Genomic DNA, 20,685 nt, shown 5'->3' with positions numbered 1-20,685 from the left:
GCGAACCAAGGAGCATTTCGATGCCGTGCGAGCGCAGTTCAAGCCGCGCCGAGGCACTCAAGCTTCAGCCGGTGGCTACCGATCGCCGCTCAACGCATCGCGCAGCGCCTGGATTTGCCGGTTCAGCGCATCGAGCTCCGCCAGCGTCATGCCCGAGCGCTCGATCAAGGTCTCGTTGAGGCAGGTGCATTGGACGAGCAGCGCGCGCCCGGCCGATGTCAGGTCGACCTGGACCTGGCGCTCGTCCGCCTGGCTGCGCCGGCGGGTGACCAACCCAGCCTGTTCCATGCGCTTTACCAGGGGGGTGACGGTGCTCGATTCCAAAGCAAGCCGATGAGCGACCCTGCCGACCGACATGCCGTCGGCCTCGCCCAGCGCGTTGAGCACGAGATATTGCGGATAGGTGATCCCCATCTCGTCCAGCATCGGCTTGTAAGTGCGGTTGATCGCCATCGAGGTGGCGTAGAGCGTGAAGCAGAGCTGATTGTCCAAAGGGAGTGGCACGACGCGTTCCTTGTTTGCCGACGTAGGAATTCAATACCACGAAAAATGATATCGCGATACATATTTCTATAGACAAGGCTTTAGGGTTGCGCTAGCGATATAAATGTCGCGATATTGTTTATCGTGAAAAACAATTAAAGGAGATTGAGATGGCCTCGCAGACGAAATCCGGTTCCGGCAGCGGCACGATCACCACCAAGGACGGCACGCAGATTTTCTACAAGGACTGGGGAACCGGTCAGCCCGTCGTCTTCCATCATGGCTGGCCGTTGAGCAGCGACGACTGGGACGCACAGATGCTGTTCTTCCTGGCACAAGGCTACCGCGTCATCGCCCATGACCGACGTGGCCATGGCCGCTCGACGCAGACGGACACCGGAAATGAGATGGACACCTACGCCGCCGATGTCGCTGAACTCGCCGCGCATCTCGGCCTCAAGAACGCTATCCATGTCGGCCATTCGACCGGCGGCGGCGAGGTGGCGCGCTATGTCGCGAAGTACGGCTCAGGTGGCCGCGTCGCCAAGGCGGTGCTGATCGGCGCGGTGCCGCCGATCATGCTCAAGACGGCGGCCAATCCCGGCGGCTTGCCGATCGAGGTCTTTGACGGTTTCCGCTCCGGCGTCGCAGCCAACCGCGCCCAGCTTTACCGGGATGTCCCGGCCGGCCCGTTCTATGGCTTCAACCGTCCGGACGCGGCAGTGTCGGAGGGCGTCATCGACAATTGGTGGCGCCAGGGCATGATGGGCGGCACCAAGGCGCATTACGATTGCATCAAGGCTTTCTCGGAAACCGACTTCACAGAGGATCTGAAGGCGATCGACGTGCCGGTGCTTGTCATGCATGGCGATGATGACCAGATCGTCCCGATCGCCGACTCAGCGCTGCTGTCGATCAAACTGCTCAAGAAGGGCGAGCTCAAGGTCTACAAGGGTTTCCCGCACGGCATGGCGACAACCCACGCCGATGTCATCAACGCCGACCTGCTGGCCTTCTTCAAGGCCTGAGTTCTCTAAGAAAAAAGGGGCACCCGCCATTTGGCGGGTGCCTTTCCGTATCCGTTCGGGGGCAGCCGAAGCTAGGCTGCTGCCAGCGCCTTCCGGGCTTCCTTCATGTTGGGCAGGAACACCGTCAGCAGGCCCAGGAACGGCAGATACGAGCAGATCTGGAAGACGAAATCGATGCCTTTCATGTCGGCGACGACGCCGAGCACGGCCGCCGCGATGCCGCCCATGCCGAAGGCGAAGCCGAAGAAGATGCCGGCGATCATGCCGACGCGGCCCGGCACCAGTTCCTGGGCGAAGACGACAATGTTGGAGAAGGCCGACGACAGGATGAGGCCGATCAGCACGGTGAGCACCATCGTCCATTCCAGATTGGCGTAGGGCAGCGCCAGCGTGAAGGGCAGCACGCCGACGATCGAGAACCAGATCATCGCCTTCTGTCCGTAGCGATCGCCGAACGGGCCGCCGAGCAGGATGCCCAGCGCCGAGGCGCCGAGGAACAGGAACAGCATCACCTGGCTCATCTGCACCGACACCCCGAACTTATGGATCGAGTAGAAGGTGTAGTAGCTTGCAAGGCTGGCGATGTAGGCGTTCTTGCTCAGCACCAGCAGGGTCAGCACGATCAATGCCCACATCACCTTGCGGCGCGGGAAGGGCGAGACGAAGCTTGCCGCCTTGCGGGTGCCTTGCGCGGCGCGCAGGCGGCTGTACCAGCCGCCGACCTGCCACAAAACGACGATGCCGATCAGCGAGCCGACGGCGAACCAGGCGATGCTGGTCTGGCCGAACGGCACGACGATGAAGGCGGCCAGCAGCGGCCCCATCGACTGGCCGAAATTGCCGCCGACCTGGAACAGCGACTGCGCCAGGCCAAACCGGCCGCCCGAAGCGAAACGCGCGATGCGCGAGGATTCGGGATGAAAGATCGCCGAGCCGATGCCGATCAACGAGGCGCCAATCAGCAGCAGATAATAATGCCCGGCATAGGCCAGCACGACCAGGCCGATCAGCGACGAGGCCATGCCGTAGGGCAGGGAATAGGGCATCGGCCGCTTGTCGGTGATCATGCCGATCACCGGCTGCAGCAAGGATGCCGTCACCTGGAAGGTGAAGGTCAGCAGGCCGATCTGCCAGAAATCGAGGCCGTAATTCTGTTTCAGAAGCGGATAAATGGCCGATAGCAGCGACTGCATGATGTCGTTGATGCAATGGCAGAAGCTCACCGCCAGGATGACGGTGAAGGCCGTCGCCTGGGCTGAGGCGTGACTAGCGGTCGCTGGTGACGCGACGCTGGCGGCTGTCGTATCGGTCAAGGCAGGCTCCGTGGTCTTTTTGGCGGGCACGCCCGCGGGCAATCTGGCGGACGCTCCCGCGGCCGCCTCAGGGACGGTTGCCTTATAAGCCGCTTGCCGCGCGACTTCTTTCGTGGTTTGGTCCAATAGTTTCGCAAGTGGGCCATACAAGATGCCGCATGGCAGGGAAATCTTCCGCGCCGGCAATGCCGATCTCGGCCAGTTGCACCAGAGCCGCTGGCAATGGCTGGAGGAGGTCGCCGGGCCGGCGGTGGCGTTGCCGACTGAATATCCCGACGGCTACCACGTGCCGCAACACCGCCACAGGCGCAGCCAGTTGCTGCACGCGCTGGTCGGCGTCGTCCTGGTGACGACGCGGCATGGGCGCTGGATGGTGCCGCCAGACCACGCGATGTGGATTCCGGCCGGCATCGAGCATTCCGTCGAGATGCTGGGCGATGTCTCGATGCGCTCGGTCTATGTCATGCCGGGCGCGATCCCGGGGCTGCCGGAGGGCTTGCGTGTCGTCGGCGTCACCGCGTTGATGCACAGCCTGATCGTGGAATCGGAGAAGCTGCCGCAAGGCGGCGAGTTGGAAGGACGCGGCGGGTTGATCATGAAGCTATTGCTGCATGAGATTCCGACCTTGCCGGAACGGCCGCTCGGCCTGCCATTCCCGTCCGATGCGAGGCTGGCGGCGCTGTGCCGCCGCTTCGTCGCCGCACCGTCGCCGCATGCGACGATCGACGAATGGGCTGACGCCGCCGGCATGAGCCGGCGCTCCTTCACGCGCGCCTTCCAGCGCCAGACCGGCCTGTCGCTGTCGACATGGCGCCAGCAGGCCTGCCTGTTCGCGGCGCTGCCGCGGCTCGCCGATGGCGAGCCGATCACCCGGGTGGCGCTCGATCTCGGCTATGACAGCGTGCCGGCCTTCATCACCATGTTCAAGCGCATGCTGGGCTCGTCGCCGCGCGGCTATATGCGCGGCGCGCGAGACAACAGCGAAGGCATGCGGCGAGCCCCGCCTCGCCTTGAGGCCCCGGCGCCATAGCAAGCAATGCCGGAGCGCATTAACGCCTAGTCCATCTGAACGCCGCTCGCCTTGACGATCGGCTCCCATTTGGCGAGTTCAGCCTTCACATGCGTTGCCAGCTCTTCCGGAGTGGAGGCCACGATCGAGGCGCTGAATTGGCCCATGCGCGCAATCACATCGGGGTCCTGCAGCGCCTTGGCTGCTGCCTTATGGAGAACCTCGATCACGTCCGCGGGGGTGCCCGCGGGCGCGAACAGGGCGTTCCAGCTGTAGGTTTCATAGCCAGGAATGGTTTCGGCAATCGCCGGGACGTCGGGGAAGGAGGGAACGCGCTCCTTGGTGGTGACGCCCAGGGCTCGCAGCGTCCCGCCCTTGATATGGCCCGATGAAGACGGCAGGTTGTCGAACATCATCGGCACCTGGTTGGCGATGACATCGTTCAGGGCCGGCCCGGCGCCCTTATAGGGTATGTGCTGCATGCTCACGCCGGCCATCGTCTTGAAAAGCTCGCCCGAGAGATGCAGCGGGGTGCCGTTACCCGATGAAGCGTAGGCGTATTTGTCCGGGTCCTTCTTCAACAGGTCGATCAGTTCCTTGACGTTCTGGGCAGGAAATTGAGGGTTCACGACCAGGACGTTCGGCACCAGCACAAGCAGCGATATCGGAGCAAAATCCTTCTCCGCATCGTAGGGCTTGGTCTTGAGGATGAGCGGGTTGAGCGCGTGTGTCGCAACCGTGCCCATCAGAATCGTGTAGCCGTCAGGATCGGCCCGGGCGACCTGGGCCGCGCCGATGCTGCCGCCGGCCCCGCCGACATTCTCGACGACAATCTGCTGCCCGAGGTTTTCGGACATCTTGTTGGCGACGAGGCGGGCAACCAGGTCCGTGGAGCCGCCCGCGGAAAAGGGAACAACCATCGTGATGGTCCGATCCGGAAAATCGGCCGCCCAAGCCATTGGCGCCGAAAAGAGAGCCGCGACAGAAACGGCAAGCCCAAGCAAAGTCCTTCGCCGGATTGGCATATGCTACTCCTCCATTGTCTACGGGGGCAGTATGCCACGGCAGGCGCGTCAGGAGAAATTTCTGCTCGCAGGGCGGCGCAGACAAGGGGCCGACAATAGGAGGCGTCCGCTCTACCTGGCCGACGTTTCGTCGATCGCGGGGGGGTTAGTCGAACAGACTCGACACCGATTCCTCGGTCGCCGTGCGCGAGATCGCCTCGCCCATCAGGTCGGCGATCGAGATGACGCGGATATTGGGGGCGTCGAGCACGCCTTGCGTCGGCTGGATGGAATCGGTGATCACCAGCTCCTGCAGCTTCGAGCCGCTGATGCGGGCGACAGCGCCGCCCGACAGCACGCCATGGGTGATATAGGCCGTGACGCTGGTGGCGCCGTTGGCCAGGAGTGCATCGGCGGCATTGCACAGCGTGCCGCCGGAATCGACGATGTCGTCGATCAGCAGGCAATCCTTGCCGGCGACCGCGCCGATGATGTTCATGACTTCCGATTCGCCCGGGCGCTCACGGCGCTTGTCGACGATGGCGAGCTGCGCGTCGAAGCGCTTGGCCAGCGCACGTGCCCGCACGACGCCGCCAATGTCGGGCGACACCACCACGACATTGCCGAGCTGCTTGTATTTCGCCTTCACGTCGCGGGCCATCACCGGCACGGAAAACAGGTTGTCGGTCGGGATGTCGAAGAAGCCCTGGATCTGGCCGGCATGCAGGTCGAGCGTCAGAACGCGGTCGACACCGGCGCGGGTGATCATGTTGGCGACCAGCTTGGCCGAGATCGGCGTGCGGCCCGACGCCCGGCGGTCCTGCCTGGCATAGCCGAAATAAGGAATCACCGCCGTGATGCGCTTGGCCGAGGAGCGCATGAAGGCGTCGATCATGATGAGCAGCTCCATCAAATGATCGTTGGTCGGGAACGAGGTCGACTGCAGGATGAAGACATCCTCGCCGCGCACGTTTTCCTGAATTTCGACGAAGATTTCCTGGTCGGCGAAGCGCCTGACAGTGGCCTTGCCCAGCGGGATGTTGAGATAGCGGGCGACCGCTTCGGCCAGCACCCTGTTGGAATTGCCCGCGAAGAGTTTCATGCACCGTTCCTGGTGGAGGATGGGAAGGCCTGACAGACTCTCCCGGACCTTTTAATCGGGCTTTTAGCGGCCCGCGCTGGTATTGCAAGCGCCGAGATCGGGAATCCGCCGGCTAAGCTGAAGAAAGGTTCGTGCCATCGCCGAGAGGCAACACTCAAGCATGCCCTGCTAGCCAGCCTTGCCACCCAGGAATGCCGCGAACTGGTCGATGGTCTGGTCGGCGATCGACTGCATGGTGGCCGGCGAGACGCCCTTCCAGCTGTCGGCGCCCGCGCCGGCGCCGGAAGGCGCCTTCATCTGGCCGTTGATGCGGTGCAGGCGGTTGCCTGAGGGGTCGTAGACGTCCCAGACATAGATGACGGTGGTGTCCTTGCCCTCCGAAATCGCCGAGAAATAACCCTTCAGCACATGGGTCGCGGTCTGGTCGGCGCTGCCGGCGAGCGTAATGCCACGCTGCCTGGCGCGCGTCTGCAGTTCCGCCGTCAGCGGGGTCGCGGCCTCGACCGAAGCGCCGACGATCGGCGCGATCTGCAGCCGGGTCTTCGACAGGATGGCAGCACTTTGCGCCGAGGTGAGCGGCGTGGTGGTGGTTGCAGCAGCGCCCGTGGTGGCGGCAGGCGCGGTGGGTGACGTTGCGGCAACCGTGGCCGTCGTGCCACCCTGGGCTCCCGGCACGGGCTGCGCCGAGGCGGCCGGCGGGGTGATGGCGGATGGTTCGAGAACGTCCTTTGCGTTGGTGCAGGCAGCCAGAGCCAATGCCACAAGCAATGACACGGTCGTCACATGCGATCGTCTCATTTGCCTTCTAACTCCTTGGCGAAGAACGCCTCCCATTATGGATTCACTGTACGATCAAGTCGAGATCATGGCGGGAAAGCGGCTTCGGCTGGGATTCGGTGGTCAGGTAGGTGCGGCCAAGCGTCATTGCCGTCTCGGTCTCGGAATCCATGATGATCATGTGGGCGAACAGCGTCATGTGTGGCGCGATCGGCTCGGGATTGCCCTGGTAGAACATAGGCATGTCCATCCAGGACGGCGTGAAGCGGGCGCCGACGGAATAGCCGCAGGCGTTCAGCCGGTGCTTGGTCAGGCCGTGCGCCTCCATGGTGCGGGCGTGGGCGTCGAAGACGTCGCCGAACGTATTGCCCGGCGTCATCGCCTTTTCCACCGAGAGAAGGGCGGCACGCGCGGCATCGAACAGCTCCTGATGGCGCTTCGACACCTTGCCGGTCAGCACGGTGCGCATCATCGGCGCGTGATAGTGATGGAAGACACCGGCCCATTCGAGCGTCAGCTGGTCGTTCTTGGTGAGCTTGCGGCGGCCGGCCTTGTAGCGGCACAGCAGCGCATCGACGCCCGAACCGATGATGAATTCGTTGGCCGGATAGTCGCCGCCGCCGGCAAAGACCGCGCCCTGCATGGCGGCCAGGATCAGTGCCTCGTCGCCGCCCTGCTTGATCAGCGGCAGTGCCGCGTCCAGCGCGTCGTCGGAGAGGTTGGCGGCCTTCTCGGCCTTGGCGATCTCGGCCGGGCTCTTAAACAGGCGCAGCCGGCCGACAATGCCGGACGCGTCGGCGATCTGGCCGAAGGTCTGCAACTGCTCGTCCAGCCGGCGGCCATTATAGGCGGTCAGGCCATGGGTGTCGTATTCGACCCCAATGCGGGCGCCAAGCAGGTCGAGGTCGTTGAGCAGATTGCGCAGGTCGACCGCCGGGTTGGCGCCGTTGCGGTCGGTCCACAGCACGATGTTGTCGATGATCGAGGTGTGGCGCGCCTGGCGAAGGTCGGCCGAGCGGGTCAAGAGCACCATCGAGCCGTCGGCCTTCACCACCAGGCATTGGAAGAAGCAGAAGCCGAAGGTGTCGTAGCCGGTCAACCAGTACATGCTTTCCTGCGCGAACAGCAGGATGGCGTCGAGCTTCTTCTCGGCCATCTCGATCATCAGCCGGTCGCGCCGCGCGTCAAATTCCGATCGTTCAAAATGCAGCGCCATTATTCACTCTCCAAAACGATGGCCGAAACCTGCCGGCCGTAATCGGGTTCCTTGCGGTGCGTGGTGCGCCGGTAGGAGTAGAACAAATCTTCCTCGCCATAGGTGCAGCGCCCGAGGCCCTCGGCGGTCACGCCGGCCCTGATGAGCCGGTCGACCGTGTAGCGGTTGAGGTCGAACATGGCATGGCCTGATGTGGCGGAGGGCGCGAAATAGCCGATGTTCTGCGCGTCGGCCTCGACGAAGCGGGCAACGAATTCCGGCCCGACTTCATAATTGGCGGGGCCGATCGAGGGGCCGAGCACGGCGACGATGTTTTCACGCCGGGCGCCCAGGCTTTCCATGGCGGCAACGGTGTTCTCCAGCACGCCCGTAAAAGCGCCTTTCCAGCCGGCATGCGCCGCACCGATGATACGCGCGCCGGAATCGGCAAACAGCACCGGGCCACAGTCGGCGGTCGAGGCGCCGATGGCGATGCCCGGGCGGTCGGTGACGATGGCATCGGCCTTGGGCCGTTCGCCGGCAAAGGGTTCCCTGGCGACGATGACGTCGGGCGAATGGACCTGCCAGGCGGTCAGCAGATGGTTCGCCGGCACGCCCATCCAGGCGGCGACACGGGCGCGATTCTCGGCCACCAGCGCCTTGTCGTCATCCGACCCGGTGCCGATGTTGAGGCCCTGATAGATGCCGGTCGAGACGCCGCCCATCCGGGTGAAATAGCCATGGCGGATGCCTTGTGCCTGCGCCTTGTCCAGCAGCGGCGACCGAACGGGATCCGGTTTGGTCTGATTCAGCATGCGGGCGTTGTTGTCCGTGTGGGCGGTTTCGTCAAGAAAAAGTCCGGAAGCGAGGTGGCCGGCTGTTCTGCCGCTCTTCTACCGGACGGGAGATTGGGAGGGGCAGCGGTGAAAAGTCAATCCGCCGTCGCAAAGGGCCGGATCGGCACACCGCGCGGCAGGACGGCAAGCACCTTGAACAGTTCGCCCATGGCCTGCGGTCCGGCAAGACGCTCGACATCGCCGGTGATCTTGTCGCGGGCCGCCTGGTCGCCGTCGGCGCCAAGCCGGCCGGCGCGCTCGAGAATGCCCATGCCGAGCAGGAAATTGCCTTGCGTCGACAGATGCGCGTCGAGACCATGCGCGCGTACGGTGGCGGCAAGGGCGGCGAAATCGACATGCGAGGTGAGATCGGCCTCGCCGGGATTGGCCAGCACATCTTCGTGATCGTGTCGGCGCAAGGCCTGCAGCGTGTCGCCGACACCCGGCTGGAGATGGCCATAGTCTAGAAACAGCCCAGCGCCGCCGTTTCGGGCGATGCGCCCGGCAATGGCGGCCATCAGGGCGGTGCGAGCCGGTGCCACTTCGACGATCGCGCCTTGCGGCGCTTCAGCGGCGTCGAGGGGCAATAGGGCCGAGTCAATCGAGCCGGCGCCGGCGAAGAAGCGCAGCTCGTCCTCATCGTCGAGGCCGACCATGCGCTCGCGCCAGCCCGTGCCGGCGCGGACGAACTGGCGGACCGGCACGGCGTCGAACAATTCATTGCCGACGATGAGCAGCGGCTGATCGGGCAGGGTGTCGATGGTCTCGTGCCACCGAACCGCGAAAGGCGTCGCGCCCAGCGTCTGCTTCTGGATTTCAGTCAGGCGCGGGCTGGTCTCGATCATGGCGAAGGCGGCGCCATTGGCCAGGACCGGGTCGAGCCGCGACAGGGTGCGCAGCATGTCCTTCATCAGCGTGCCGCGACCCGGGCCGATCTCGGCGGTGGTGACCGGCATCGGCCGGCCAATCGCTGCCCAAACCTGATAAAGCCAGACGGCGACGAGTTCGCCGAACATCTGGCTGATCTCCGGCGCGGTGACGAAGTCGCCGGCGGCGCCGAAGGGCTCGCGTGTCGTGTAGTAGCCGTCCGCGGGGTCGAACAGGCACATCGCCATGTACTCGTTGACGGGAAGGGGGCCGAGTGCCTCGATCAGGTCGACGATGCGGGTCTTCAGCCGCGTCATGTCGCCTGCGGCTGCGCTTGCTTCACCGGCTTGGCTGTCGCCATCGCCCAGATGCCGGCCAGCACCATCGGCGTCGACAGGATCATGCCCATGGTCAGCCAGTTGGTGCCGAGGAGGTAGCCGAGCTGCTGGTCGGGCTCGCGGAAGAACTCGACGAAGATGCGCGACAGGCCGTAGCCGCAGATGAAGGCGCCGCCGACGAAGCGCGGCGTCTTCAGCTTGAGGCGCGAATGGGTGAGGATGCGCAGGACCAGGAACAGAACCAGGCCCTCGAGCAGGGCCTCGTAGAGCTGACTCGGATGGCGGGTGAACGGCCCGCCATTGGGGAATTCTATTGCCCAGGGTACGTCCGTCGGCCGGCCCCAGAGCTCGGAATTGATGAAGTTGGCGACGCGCACCAGCCCGAGCCCAACCGGCACGCCGGCGGCCACGACATCGAACAGTGACCAGGTGCGGATGCCGCGCTTGATGGAAAACAGCGTCATGGCGAGGATGACGCCGAGCAGGCCGCCATGGAACGACATGCCGCCTTGCCAGACGGCGAAGATGTCGAGCGGATGCGCGATGTAGCGCGCCAGATCATAGAACAGCACATAGCCGGTGCGGCCGCCGAGCACGACGCCGATGGCCGCCCAGACGATGAAATCGTCGAGGTCCTCCGGCTTCATCGGCAGGATGCCGTCGGGCCAAAGCTTCGGATTGGCGGCGAGCCGCTTGGCATACCACCAGGCAAACAGGATGCCGACGATGTAGCCGACGCCGTACCAGTGCACCGCCAGCGGCCCGATCTGGATGAGGATCGGGTTGATGTTGGGGAAGGGCAACGAGGCCAGCGGCAGCAGGAAATATTCGTTCAACGGGGAGCTCTCGGTTGCGGTCGCATTCGGGCGCGGACCATGCGGCAGGGTTTTGGCAGGGTCAAGGCAAGCCGGCCGCCGTCAGGGGGCGCGACGGATCGCCATTGCGAGCCATCGCGCCATGGGTGGTGAGTTCAACCCTTGGCGGCCACCCACTGCCGCAATGCGTCGTTGATCCTGTCCTGCCAGCCGGGCCCGTCTTCCTGGAAATGGTCGAGCACGGCCCGGTCGATCCGGATCGAGACAAGCTCGCGGACATTCGGGGCGGTCGAGGGTTCGCGAATGGGCGCTGCCGGCTTCTTGACCGGCTTGAATGCCGCTTCGGCGGCTGCGAACGGATTTGTCGGTCGGCGCGGGGGCGTTGCCATTGGGTGACCCTGATTGGAGCATGCTGAGGCATGGCGTGATGACCACACAGTAGGCGATTTGGCGTCCTCAAGTACAGCTTGGGGCCATTTGAAAGCTTGGCGCAGGCAAGGCATCGCCATGCGCCATAGCAACGCAGAGGCCGCACCAGCCCTCAACGTTCTTGCATTCGGCGCTCCGCGCCACTACGTCATTTCGAGCAAAGCGAGGATTTGCCATGTCGACCGGACCGAACCGCATTCTCGATGAATTCGCCAAGCTGATGACCGACGCCGCGGGTGCCGCGCAGGGCGTGCGCCGCGAGGTCGAGACCGCCTTCAAGGGCCAGGCGGAGCGCATCCTCAATTCGATGGACGTGGTGCAGCGCGAGGAATTCGAGGCCGCGCGCGAGATGGCCGCCAAGGCCCGGGACGAGAATGCCAGGCTTGCCGCCCGCATCGAAGCGCTCGAGGCGAAGCTCGCCGAACTCGCCGGCGATGCCGCACCAGCGGCGGCGGCGAAGCCCCGCGCAAAAAAATAATCGTTAAACTTTTCCACATAGTCCGATCCTGAAAATCGCTTTGCCGTGAATCGCTTAACGGCATTGCATGAATCTTTGTGACAGCGCCTTTCCACATGCGAATGACGCAGTGCAAAAAATTGGGCTGTTCACGCGACTCCCGATCAATAGACTGAATTTGTTGCATGATTCGGAGCAGGGTCATGCGGCCGGGCGGTGGGGTCCGGTCTGGGGTCTTTGCGTCGAGAAGTCCTGGCCGTCCGAGTTCTAGATCAGATTGTTCGTTGTGTGTGCCCTCCCGCGGAGCGTGTGGCGGCGCTCCTCAGAACGACAGGAAGCATTCCATGGAACTTCTCGAACTCGAATTCTCCCGCGAAATCCATCCGGTGGATGTTATCGAGCAGGTGGCCCACAACAACGACTGGTCCTTCGAACGGGCCGGCGACGATGAAATTTCGATCTCGGTCGCAGGCAGTTGGACCGACTATCACGTCTCCTTCTCCTGGATGGAGGATTTCGAGGCGCTGCACCTGGCCTGCGCCTTCGACATCAAGGTGCCGGAGACCCGCGCGCTGGAGGTGATGCGGCTGTTGTCGCTGATCAACGAACAGATGCTGTTCGGCCATTTCGACCTCTGGGAGCAGGAAGGCGCGATCATGTTCCGCCAGTCGCTGCTTTTGGCCGGTGGCGTCGAGCCGTCGAGCCAGCAGGTCGAGGTGCTTTTGTCCTCTGCGCTGGAAGCCTGTGAATGCTATTTCCAGGCGTTCCAGTTCGTCGTCTGGTCGGGAACCTCGGCCAAGGACGCGCTGGCCGGCGTGCTGTTCGAGACCTACGGCAACGCCTGAGTCGCACTGGATGAGTTCAAGCACCACGCGAAAGCCCGAAATCAGCTTCGCCGATTTCGATCGTGTCGACATCCGTGCCGGCACGATCATCGAAGCAGAGCCGTTCCCCGAGGCGCGCAAGCCGGCATTCAAGCTGAAGATCGATTTCGGGCCTGAGATCGGTATCAAGAAATCATCGGCGCAGATCACCAAATACTATACGCCCGAGACGCTGGTCGGCCGGCAGGTCTTCGCCGTGGTCAATTTTCCGCCGCGTCAGATCGGCCCGTTCATGTCGGAAGTGCTGACGCTGGGCTTTCCCGACGAGGAGGGCGCCGTGGTGCTCGGCGCCATCGAGCGCAAGGTGCCGGACGGCGGGCGGTTGTTCTAGAATTTTACCCCCGCCTGCTCAAAAGAACCTCGCCTGGCGCAGCGCTGTCAGGACGCCCGGCGGGCGCCGTCATAGCGGCACAGCCGACCGGATTGAAGCGCTAGCTGGTGGCCGAAACGCGCCGAGAATGGTTCCGACCGTTGCGGCCGAGAGTACGAGATGGAGGATGTCGAACGGCCAGGCGAGTCCGAAATGCACCAGCATAAGGGTCAGGAAGGAAGGCGACGCGGCATCCGTTGGAATGAGGATCAGGGCTCCGGCCAGGACCAGCCCATATTTGAGTATGGCAACTATTGCGAAAACGATGAACATTATGGCGAGGAAACGCAGACGATTGCCATCCAGCGCGCGCCAGCACCCGATTGGATCAAACGATCCTGTCCAGAGAAAATCACCGACAAAAAGATATGTCCAGACAAGTACGAAAGCACCTGCCAACAGGTTGAAGACTCCCATCGCCGACACCCAATGCGCGACGTCCTGAGGGTTGAGCGGTAGGTCACGTGTGGCCAGCAGGGCCGCAAGCAGTCTGTGCTCGCCGGCGACGGCAAAGCCGCAAACAAGCTGGATCACTGCGAGAAGCAACGCAGCCAAGAGAATCCGCTGGCCAAGCTCAAAGCGCATGCCCGGGATAGCGTAGCGTTTGACACGTTCAACGCCGCGCCGAACAACGACACGGCCGCGCTCGGGCGCGTTTGCCATGCGGTCCAGAACGAACGCAATGACCATCGCCGAGAACGGCGCCGCAACAATCGCGGAAAGCCAGGTCCTGGAGTCAAAGCCTCGCGATAGAAGCCAGCCGGGCACCTGCCCCGGATTGGCAAAGAGAATAAGAGCAAGCGCCGCCAGACAGAGCGTCGTCAGAAAGCAGGGAAACCAGGCGGCCACGAAGAGTGGCCAGGCATTCGCACGGCAATAGCCGAACACCTTCGCAACGGTCCTGCTGATGCGCAAGACGCGACGCTTCGGCGATACGGCAGGCGACTGGTCCAGCGTTGAAATCAGTGTCAATCCCGCAGCGAACTACAGATGCAGAATAATGCACCGCAAGGAACTGTCGCGCAAGCTCTCGCAAGGAGCGCGCTCACGGGGACTAAAGCTTGCCGGCGCACGATCTTCCGATGCATTCCATCAACTTCACGCGGAAGACTTGTCTAAAAGTATCGGCAAGTTGTCGAAGGTCTGGATTTCCTGAAGGAAACGCATGAGTGGGCTCCATCGAAGAGGTCACACAACTGCCGCCGTCAGGCCGCCAGCTTGCGCGTCCTGCCGAGCGCTTCCTCGACCGTGTCGAGGAACATCTCGGCGCAAGCCTTCCAGCTGTAGCGCAGGGCGCGTTCCCGCGCCTGGCCGCGGTCGACCTCAAGGGCGGCGAGCGCGGCTTCGCGCAAATCGTTGGAGACCGCGCCGCCAAAGCCGTCGCCGACAATGTCGATCGGTCCGGTCACCGGATAGGCGGCGACTGGTGTGCCGCTGGCCAGCGCTTCGATGATGACGTTGCCGAAGGTGTCGGTGCGGCTGGGGAAGACGAAGACATCGGCCGAGGCATAGATCTCCGCGAGTTCGTCATTGGGACGATGGCCGAGGAAATGCGCGTTGGAGTAGCGGGCCTTCAGCTTGGCGAGCTCCGGTCCCTCGCCGACGATCACCTTGCTGCCGGGCAGGTCGAGGTCGAGGAACGCGGAGAGGTTCTTCTCGATGGCGACGCGGCCGACGCAGAGGAAGACCGGGCCGGGGAGGCCGAGGTCCTTGCGCTTGTCCGGGCGGAAATGGTCGGTGTCGACGCCGCGCGTCCATGGCCTCAGCTTGTTGAAGCCGCGCGCCGAAAGGTCATCGGCGAGCGACTGGGTGGCGACCAGCGTGCCCTGGCCGGAATTGTGGAAGTCGCGCAGCCAGCGATAGGCCCAGCTTTCCGGCACTGGCAGGCGGGCGCTGAGATATTCGGGAAAGCGCGTATGATAGCTGGTGGTGAACGGCCGGCCGGCATTGCGGCAATAGCGCCGCGCCATGATGCCCAGCGGTCCTTCGGTGACGATGTGGATATGGTCGGCCTTGTAGGCGTCGATCAGGCGCGCGACATGGCCTGGCGTGGTCAGCGCCAGCCTGATGTCGGGGTAGGTCGGCAGGGGCAGCGTGCGAAAGATGTTGGGTGTCAGAAAATCCACCGCGACGTCGAAGGATTTCAGCGTTTCGGTGAGCCGCTCCAGCGTGTGGACGACGCCGTTGACTTGCGGGCGCCAGGCGTCGGTGACCATCAATATGCGCATGGCGGCCCTTTGCTGGAAAGGTCGACGGTAGCCTTGAGACGATGCCGGAACGGCGACCAGCCGGCGGGCCTCGCTTCGCTCCAGCGCACCCGGGCGGGCACGGGATCGAAATGAGGCGGCAAGGCCGAATCAAGTGATGTCGCGCGTTTCATGCGCGCTCTTCACCATGATTTCATGACGGGCGGATGAAGCCCGATGTTTGGCCAGCCTAGGCGGGAACCTTGATCACCGCGCGCAGGCCGCCGAGCGGACTGTCGTCGAGGGTGATGTCGCCGCCATGGCTGCGGGCGATGTCGCGGGCGATCGACAGGCCGAGCCCGGTGCCGCTGGAATCGAGGTTGCGGGCTTCGTCGAGCCGCACGAAGGGTTTGAACACGTCCTCACGCCTGTCGGCCGGAATGCCGGGACCGTTGTCGTCGACGGTGACCACGAGCGAGCCACGGCCGTGATCGGCGCTGACCTCCACCGTCTTGGCATAGCGGAAGGCATTGCCGATGACGTTGGACAACAGCCGCGCGAAGGCGTTCGGCCGCACATGCACGGTCGGATCACCGGAAAGCGTCGTCGACAGCTTGCATTTGCGCAAGGCGGCCTCGTCGCTGAGCTTCTGGAAATAGGCTTCGAGATCGAAACGTCCCGGATCCTCCGAGGCTTCGCCGCGGGCAAAGGCGAGATAGCCTTCCAGCATCGACTGCATGTCGTCGATGTCCTGGTTGAGCGCCGCCTTGGTCTCGGCCTTGCCGCCGGCCAGCGCCAGCTGCAGCTTGAAGCGGGTGAGGATGGTCCTGAGATCATGGCTGACGCCGGTAAGCATGGCGGTGCGCTGGTCGATCTGGCGCTCGATGCGCTCGCGCATCTGGATGAAGGCAAAGCCGGCGCGGCGCACCTCCTCGGCGCCGCGCGGGCGAAAATCGCGCGGCATCGGCCGGCCCTTGCCGAAGCTTTCGGCGGCCTCGGCAAGCGTCAGGATCGGCCGGATCTGATTGCGCAGGAAGGGGATGGCGATCATCAGCAGCACCAGCGAGGTGCCGACCATCCAGATCAGGAAGATGTGGGTGTTGGAGGCATAGGCCTGGCTGCGGCGCACGAAGACGCGCAGCACCTTGTTCTCGAGCTGGACGCGCACCTCGACGATGTTGGAATTGCCGACCGTGTCGATCCAGAACGGCCGGTTTATCTGGCGGGTGATCTCGGCCGAGAGAACGTCGTCGAGGATCGAGAAGAACGGTTTCGGACCGGGCGGCGGCAAGGGATCCGGCGGCAGCAGATCGACCTTCAGCTGCATGCGGTCCTGGGCGATGCGGATGACGTTGGCGTAGTCGGCGTCGTGCGGGTAGGTCTCGATCAGGTCGATGATGGCGGCGATGTCGCGCACGGTCGCCTGCGACAGGCGCTGGGTCACCGTTGCCCAATGGCGCTCCATGAAGACGAAGGCGACCACCGATTGCAGAAGGATCATCGGCGCGATGACGATGATCAGCGAGCGCGCGTAAAGGCGCTTGGGCATGTAAAGCGAAATCAGGCGCCAGAACCGGTTCCAGATGCGCGGCACCGCCTTGAGCGTTCGCGTGGCGCGTGCGCTCAAGCCGTCAGGTCCCGGCCCTTCCAGTTGCGTCGTTGCCATTGGCTCTTTTCATTTCGTCCGCGGCACTAGATCAGAACGACGTTTGGCTCCAGAGCCGCGTCCGGTATTCTATTCCACGCTGAGCCGATACCCAATACCGCGCACGGTCTGCAGCCAGACAGGATTGGACGGATCGCGCTCGATCTTGCGGCGCAGCCGGTTGATCTGCACGTCGATGGTGCGCTCGCCGACCTCCGAATCGTCGCCGACCAGTTCGTGGCGCGGGATGGTCTCGCCGGCCCGCGCGGCAAAGATCGCCAGGATCTCCTGCTCGCGATCGGTCAGCTTCAGCGCCTCGCCGCCGCGCTTCAGTTCGCGCCTGGCGATCTGGAACGTGTAGGGACCGAAGACCAGCTGTTCGACCTTGGGCGTGGTCGCGGGGCCGCCGCGGCGCAGGATGTTGTTGATGCGCAGGATCAGCTCACGCGGATCGAAGGGTTTTGGCAGATAGTCGTCGGCGCCCGCCTCGAGCCCTAGGATGCGGCTGTCGGTTTCCGAAAGCGCGGTCAGCATCAGGATCGGCACGTTCTTTTCGGCGCGCAGCGATTTGGTGAGATCGACGCCGCTTTCGCCGGGCATCATGACATCGAGCACAAGCAGGTCGAAGTCGAGTCCGGCGAGCTTGCGCCTGGCCTCGCCGGCATTGCCGGCGACGGTGACGCGAAAGCCGTTTTCGGTCAGGTACTGTTTGAGAAGATTGCGGATGCGGGTGTCGTCGTCGACCACAAGCAGATGCGGCGCGTCGTCGTCCGGTGCGGCCGCCTGATCGACCCTCTCAGTGCTCTCCATGGCTTTTTCCTGACATTTTTGCGGACCCAACGTCGATCTGAGCTCTCAGTTCCGGATTGACCATCGCTTCGAGGAAGCGTTCCACCAAGGCCCGTTCGGTGGCGCCGGAATCTTCCAATGCAGCACGGATGCGGCGTGACTGTGGCCGCGCCAGGGCGAGCGCCAGCGCGCGGCCCTTGGCGGTGGGATAGAGTTCGCGCTGGCGGCGGTCGCGCGGACCCTGCAATTGCACGACATGGTCGGTGTCGATCAGCTGCTTCAGCACGCGCGCCAGGCTCTGTTTGGTGATCTTCAACACGTCGAGCAGTTCGGCGACCGTCAGGCCCGGCCGGCGGTTGACGAAATGCAGCACCCTATGGTGGGCGCGACCGAAGCCATAGTCGGCCAGGATCTGGTCTGGATCGGAGGTGAAGTCGCGATAGGCAAAGAAGAACAGTTCGATGATGGCGAAGTCTATGCCGTCCTCGACTGACATCGCGGTCCTGATCGGCTTTCCGGCGGCTGGGCTTCGATCCGTCATCATTTCTCCATGGGAACGGGAGATTATGTCAGTACTATTGACGTAATTTCCCCGCAATGGTAATTTTTGACAAGCTTTTGGGCGGATTGCGAACGAAAAGGCAAGGCAGGCCGGTTTTTCCGGAACTTCCTGAGTTTGCCAGAGCGCGATTATCCGCCTACGCTTCGCAACACCGGCCGGCGTCTCCAATCACACGGCGCGGCCAAAAAGAACACGCTACGACACCAAGGATATGCGGGCCGCGACCCGCGGGAGGTTACCATGGCATCCGTTCCCTTCGATCAACTGGACGGCTTCATCTGGATGAATGGCGAATTCGTTGCGTGGGGCGACGCCAAGATCCATGTTCTGACGCATGGTCTGCACTATGCCAGCGCGGTCTTCGAGGGCGAGCGCGCCTATGGCGGCGAGATCTTCAAGCTCAACGAGCACACCGAGCGCCTGCATGAATCGGCCCGCCTGCTCGGCTTCAAGATTCCCTATTCGGTCGCCGAGCTCAACGACGCCTCGACCACGCTGTTGAAGAAGCAAGGGTTCCAGGACGCCTATGTCCGGCCGATCGCATGGCGCGGCAGCGAGCAGATGGGCGTTTCGGCGCAGAACAACCGCATCAACGTCGCCATCGCCATCTGGCAGTGGCCGAGCTATTTCGATCCGGCGCAGAAGCTGAAAGGCATCCGCCTCGATGTCGCGGAATGGCGCCGACCCGACCCGCGCACGGCGCCGTCGAAGTCGAAGGCCGCCGGCCTCTACATGATCTGCACCATGTCCAAGCACGCCGCCGAAGCAAAAGGCTATGCCGACGCCATGATGCTCGACTGGCGCGGCCAGGTCGCCGAGGCAACCGGTGCCAACATCTTCTTCGTCAAGGACGGCAAGATCCATACGCCCAAGCCCGACTGCTTCCTCGACGGCATCACCCGCCGCACGGTCATTGGGCTCGCCAGGGACCGTGGCCTGGACGTAATCGAACGCGCCATCCTGCCGGAAGAACTCGAAAGCTTCGAACAATGCTTCCTGACCGGAACGGCGGCGGAAGTAACGCCGGTTTCGGAGATCGGCCCTTACCGATTCGAGGTTGGCGAAATCGCCAAGAACCTTATGAATGACTATTCTGCGGCCGTTCAGCCGAAGCACGCGATCGCCGCAGAATAACAATAGTCACAGCTTTTCGCGCAAGCAGGGGCGGTTTTCGGGCCGCCCCTTTTATTTCAGCGTTTCTGCATTTGACTTTCAGTCAATTCGGCGTCTCATGATGGTGTCGGCCCGGGAGGCTGGCAGCTATGGAGGGACTAATCATATGGACATGAACACGCTTCTTCCGATCATTGTGCAGGTGATTACGGGTATCATCGGAGGTCAGGCGGTCGGTGTTGCACTCAAGAACGCGGCGATGGGCCAGCTTCCCAAAATCCTGGGTGGCGCCATTGGCGGCGTCGGCGGCGCGGCAATCCTCGGCAGCCTGCTTGGCGGCGGCGCGGTTGATCCGGCAGCGGCCGCTGCAGCGACCAGCGGTCTCGGCAGTGCGCTCAACCTCAACAACATCGTCGGCGGCGCCGGCGGCGGCGCGATCCTGACCGGCATCATCGGCGCTGTCATGGGCGCCATGAAGAAGTAAGCCTGACGGTCTCAGGTTTGTTCAAATGGGCGGCTTCGGCCGCCCATTTCTGTTTCTGCAACGACTGACTGTTCGTGTTTCGAGCGTGGACGCCCTTCATTCGCGCCGCCGGAGTGGTTCATCGTTTCAAGGAAACGCAGAACCACTCCGTCTCTTTATTTTGACGCAATTCCCAAGGGAAAGCGCTACGCGCTTTTCCCGGGAAAACCGTCTCACACTTTGCCTGGAATTGCTCTACATCACCGCGTGAACACCGAAAGGACGATCATGGGTCAGCTCAATGCCGGCATCGTGCCGGTCACACCGTTTCAGCAGAACTGCACCATCCTGTTCGACATGGACGACAAGCACGGCGTCGTCGTCGATCCGGGTGGCGACATCGACAAAGTGCTGGCGGTGTTGAAGGACAATGCGATCACGGCCGAGGCGATCTGGATCACGCATGGCCATATCGACCATGCCGGCGGCGCCATGGAGCTGAAGGACGCGCTCGGCCTCGAAATCATCGGCCCACATGCAGCCGACAGGCCTTTGCTCGACAATCTGGAGAAACAGGGCAGGCTTTACGGCATCGCCGGCGCGCGCAACTGCGTGCCCGGCCGGTTCCTCACCGAAGGCGATACCGTGTCGTTCGGCGGTCATGTGTTCGAGGTGCTGCATTGCCCCGGCCACGCGCCTGGCCATGTCGTCTACTACAACCGCGCGGCCAAGTTCGCCCATGTCGGCGACGTGCTGTTCCGCGGCTCGGTCGGCCGCACCGACCTGCCGGGCGGTGACCACGCGACGCTGATCGCCTCGATCAAGGACAAGCTCTTGCCGCTCGGCGACGATATCGGTTTCATCTGCGGCCACGGCCCCGGCGGCCGTTTTGGCGAGGAGCGGCGAACCAATCCGTTCCTTGTTTAGGATCAGCACCCTCGACACGAAGTTGCAGGTCAAGCAAAAAGCGCTGGCCTTGCGGTCAGCGCTTTTGTCTGGGGCAGGGAAGCCCTAAGCGCT

The 20,685-nt window shown here is 63.4% G+C and carries 24 protein-coding genes; 9 read left to right on the top strand and 15 right to left on the bottom strand.

What is annotated here, in order from left to right; translation table 11 throughout:
- Positions 1-75: 75 nt before the first annotated feature.
- Positions 76-504: a MarR family transcriptional regulator gene (locus CK227_RS16970; RefSeq protein ID WP_095773534.1), complete on the bottom strand. Its 429-nt coding sequence runs from the start codon at positions 502-504 to the stop codon at positions 76-78.
- A 149-nt stretch (positions 505-653) separates the two neighbouring features.
- Here CK227_RS16970 and CK227_RS16965 point away from each other — a divergent pair, with 149 nt between their 5' ends.
- Positions 654-1,511: an alpha/beta hydrolase gene (locus CK227_RS16965; protein WP_095773535.1), complete on the top strand. Its 858-nt coding sequence runs from the start codon at positions 654-656 to the stop codon at positions 1,509-1,511.
- 71 nt (positions 1,512-1,582) lie between these two features.
- On the opposite strand, the gene CK227_RS16960 is transcribed toward CK227_RS16965, so the two are convergent.
- A complete protein-coding gene (locus CK227_RS16960) occupies positions 1,583-2,824 on the bottom strand; it encodes an MFS transporter (protein WP_179295989.1) in 1,242 nt (413 codons plus the stop codon).
- A 151-nt stretch (positions 2,825-2,975) separates the two neighbouring features.
- Between CK227_RS16960 and CK227_RS16955 the strand changes: the two genes are divergently transcribed.
- Entirely contained in the window at positions 2,976-3,854 is an 879-nt protein-coding gene (locus tag CK227_RS16955; RefSeq protein WP_095773536.1) for a helix-turn-helix transcriptional regulator, read from the top strand.
- Between the two features lie 26 nt (positions 3,855-3,880).
- Here CK227_RS16955 and CK227_RS16950 read toward each other — a convergent pair whose 3' ends face one another.
- From CK227_RS16950 to CK227_RS16915, 8 genes are all read right to left on the bottom strand, one after another.
- Positions 3,881-4,858, bottom strand: a complete 978-nt coding sequence (locus CK227_RS16950) for a tripartite tricarboxylate transporter substrate binding protein (protein ID WP_095773537.1) — start codon at positions 4,856-4,858, stop codon at positions 3,881-3,883.
- Between the two features lie 145 nt (positions 4,859-5,003).
- On the bottom strand, positions 5,004-5,939 hold the full coding sequence (locus CK227_RS16945) for a ribose-phosphate pyrophosphokinase (RefSeq protein ID WP_010911102.1): 936 nt from the start codon (positions 5,937-5,939) through the stop codon (positions 5,004-5,006).
- Positions 5,940-6,107: 168 nt separating this feature from the next.
- Positions 6,108-6,737: a hypothetical protein gene (locus CK227_RS16940; protein WP_095773538.1), complete on the bottom strand. Its 630-nt coding sequence runs from the start codon at positions 6,735-6,737 to the stop codon at positions 6,108-6,110.
- 43 nt (positions 6,738-6,780) lie between these two features.
- The gene (locus CK227_RS16935) at positions 6,781-7,932 is read right to left on the bottom strand and encodes a Xaa-Pro peptidase family protein (protein WP_095773539.1); all 1,152 of its coding nucleotides are present in this window, start codon (positions 7,930-7,932) and stop codon (positions 6,781-6,783) included.
- On the bottom strand, positions 7,932-8,726 hold the full coding sequence (gene pgeF / locus CK227_RS16930; protein WP_095773540.1) for a peptidoglycan editing factor PgeF: 795 nt from the start codon (positions 8,724-8,726) through the stop codon (positions 7,932-7,934). Before pgeF ends, CK227_RS16935 begins: the two co-directional genes overlap by 1 nt.
- Before the next feature lie 116 nt (positions 8,727-8,842).
- The gene (locus tag CK227_RS16925; protein WP_095773541.1) at positions 8,843-9,931 is read right to left on the bottom strand and encodes a class I SAM-dependent methyltransferase; all 1,089 of its coding nucleotides are present in this window, start codon (positions 9,929-9,931) and stop codon (positions 8,843-8,845) included.
- Positions 9,928-10,788 carry a prolipoprotein diacylglyceryl transferase gene (gene lgt, locus CK227_RS16920; RefSeq protein ID WP_019860644.1) on the bottom strand — a complete coding sequence of 287 codons (861 nt, stop codon included), beginning with the start codon at positions 10,786-10,788 and terminating at the stop codon, positions 9,928-9,930. Before lgt ends, CK227_RS16925 begins: the two co-directional genes overlap by 4 nt.
- A 134-nt stretch (positions 10,789-10,922) precedes the next feature.
- Positions 10,923-11,156 carry a BrnA antitoxin family protein gene (locus tag CK227_RS16915; protein ID WP_095773542.1) on the bottom strand — a complete coding sequence of 78 codons (234 nt, stop codon included), beginning with the start codon at positions 11,154-11,156 and terminating at the stop codon, positions 10,923-10,925.
- A 215-nt stretch (positions 11,157-11,371) separates the two neighbouring features.
- Between CK227_RS16915 and CK227_RS16910 the strand changes: the two genes are divergently transcribed.
- The 3 genes from CK227_RS16910 to CK227_RS16900 all read left to right on the top strand — a co-directional run bounded on the left by CK227_RS16910 (position 11,372) and on the right by CK227_RS16900 (position 12,868).
- The gene (locus CK227_RS16910) at positions 11,372-11,674 is read left to right on the top strand and encodes an accessory factor UbiK family protein (protein WP_027055368.1); all 303 of its coding nucleotides are present in this window, start codon (positions 11,372-11,374) and stop codon (positions 11,672-11,674) included.
- 323 nt (positions 11,675-11,997) lie between these two features.
- Positions 11,998-12,498 (top strand): YbjN domain-containing protein, encoded by a 501-nt coding sequence (locus CK227_RS16905; RefSeq protein ID WP_013893499.1) that lies wholly within the window; start codon positions 11,998-12,000, stop codon positions 12,496-12,498.
- Between the two features lie 10 nt (positions 12,499-12,508).
- Positions 12,509-12,868: a tRNA-binding protein gene (locus CK227_RS16900; protein ID WP_095773543.1), complete on the top strand. Its 360-nt coding sequence runs from the start codon at positions 12,509-12,511 to the stop codon at positions 12,866-12,868.
- A gap of 69 nt (positions 12,869-12,937) precedes the next feature.
- Here the strand turns inward: CK227_RS16900 and CK227_RS16895 are convergent, their stop codons facing one another.
- The gene (locus tag CK227_RS16895; RefSeq protein ID WP_245318149.1) at positions 12,938-13,822 is read right to left on the bottom strand and encodes a hypothetical protein; all 885 of its coding nucleotides are present in this window, start codon (positions 13,820-13,822) and stop codon (positions 12,938-12,940) included.
- Between CK227_RS16895 and CK227_RS36755 the strand changes: the two genes are divergently transcribed.
- On the top strand, positions 13,815-14,063 hold the full coding sequence (locus tag CK227_RS36755) for a hypothetical protein (protein WP_179296457.1): 249 nt from the start codon (positions 13,815-13,817) through the stop codon (positions 14,061-14,063). The two genes, CK227_RS16895 and CK227_RS36755, sit on opposite strands and share 8 nt — an antisense overlap.
- Positions 14,064-14,112: 49 nt before the next feature.
- Here CK227_RS36755 and CK227_RS16890 read toward each other — a convergent pair whose 3' ends face one another.
- The 4 genes from CK227_RS16890 to CK227_RS16875 all read right to left on the bottom strand — a co-directional run bounded on the left by CK227_RS16890 (position 14,113) and on the right by CK227_RS16875 (position 18,068).
- Positions 14,113-15,135 carry a glycosyltransferase family 1 protein gene (locus CK227_RS16890; RefSeq protein ID WP_095773545.1) on the bottom strand — a complete coding sequence of 341 codons (1,023 nt, stop codon included), beginning with the start codon at positions 15,133-15,135 and terminating at the stop codon, positions 14,113-14,115.
- Positions 15,136-15,343: 208 nt separating this feature from the next.
- Complete coding sequence (locus tag CK227_RS16885; RefSeq protein ID WP_095773546.1) at positions 15,344-16,759, bottom strand: ATP-binding protein; 1,416 nt, start codon at positions 16,757-16,759, stop codon at positions 15,344-15,346.
- Positions 16,760-16,828: 69 nt separating this feature from the next.
- Complete coding sequence (locus CK227_RS16880; protein ID WP_019860633.1) at positions 16,829-17,548, bottom strand: response regulator transcription factor; 720 nt, start codon at positions 17,546-17,548, stop codon at positions 16,829-16,831.
- Positions 17,535-18,068, bottom strand: coding sequence for a MarR family transcriptional regulator (locus CK227_RS16875; protein WP_032933687.1), 534 nt, complete (start codon positions 18,066-18,068; stop codon positions 17,535-17,537). The genes CK227_RS16880 and CK227_RS16875 overlap by 14 nt, the downstream gene beginning before the upstream one ends.
- 261 nt (positions 18,069-18,329) lie before the next feature.
- Here CK227_RS16875 and CK227_RS16870 point away from each other — a divergent pair, with 261 nt between their 5' ends.
- From CK227_RS16870 to CK227_RS16860, 3 genes are all read left to right on the top strand, one after another.
- On the top strand, positions 18,330-19,223 hold the full coding sequence (locus CK227_RS16870; RefSeq protein WP_095773548.1) for a branched-chain amino acid aminotransferase: 894 nt from the start codon (positions 18,330-18,332) through the stop codon (positions 19,221-19,223).
- Between the two features lie 145 nt (positions 19,224-19,368).
- Positions 19,369-19,686, top strand: coding sequence for a hypothetical protein (locus tag CK227_RS16865; RefSeq protein WP_095773549.1), 318 nt, complete (start codon positions 19,369-19,371; stop codon positions 19,684-19,686).
- 267 nt (positions 19,687-19,953) lie between these two features.
- Positions 19,954-20,592: an MBL fold metallo-hydrolase gene (locus CK227_RS16860; RefSeq protein ID WP_095773714.1), complete on the top strand. Its 639-nt coding sequence runs from the start codon at positions 19,954-19,956 to the stop codon at positions 20,590-20,592.
- Positions 20,593-20,685: the final 93 nt, after the last annotated feature.

Source organism: Mesorhizobium sp. WSM4308 (genome assembly GCF_002294905.1).
Classification (GTDB): domain Bacteria; phylum Pseudomonadota; class Alphaproteobacteria; order Rhizobiales; family Rhizobiaceae; genus Mesorhizobium.
This window is presented reverse-complemented; position numbering and strand designations above follow the sequence as displayed.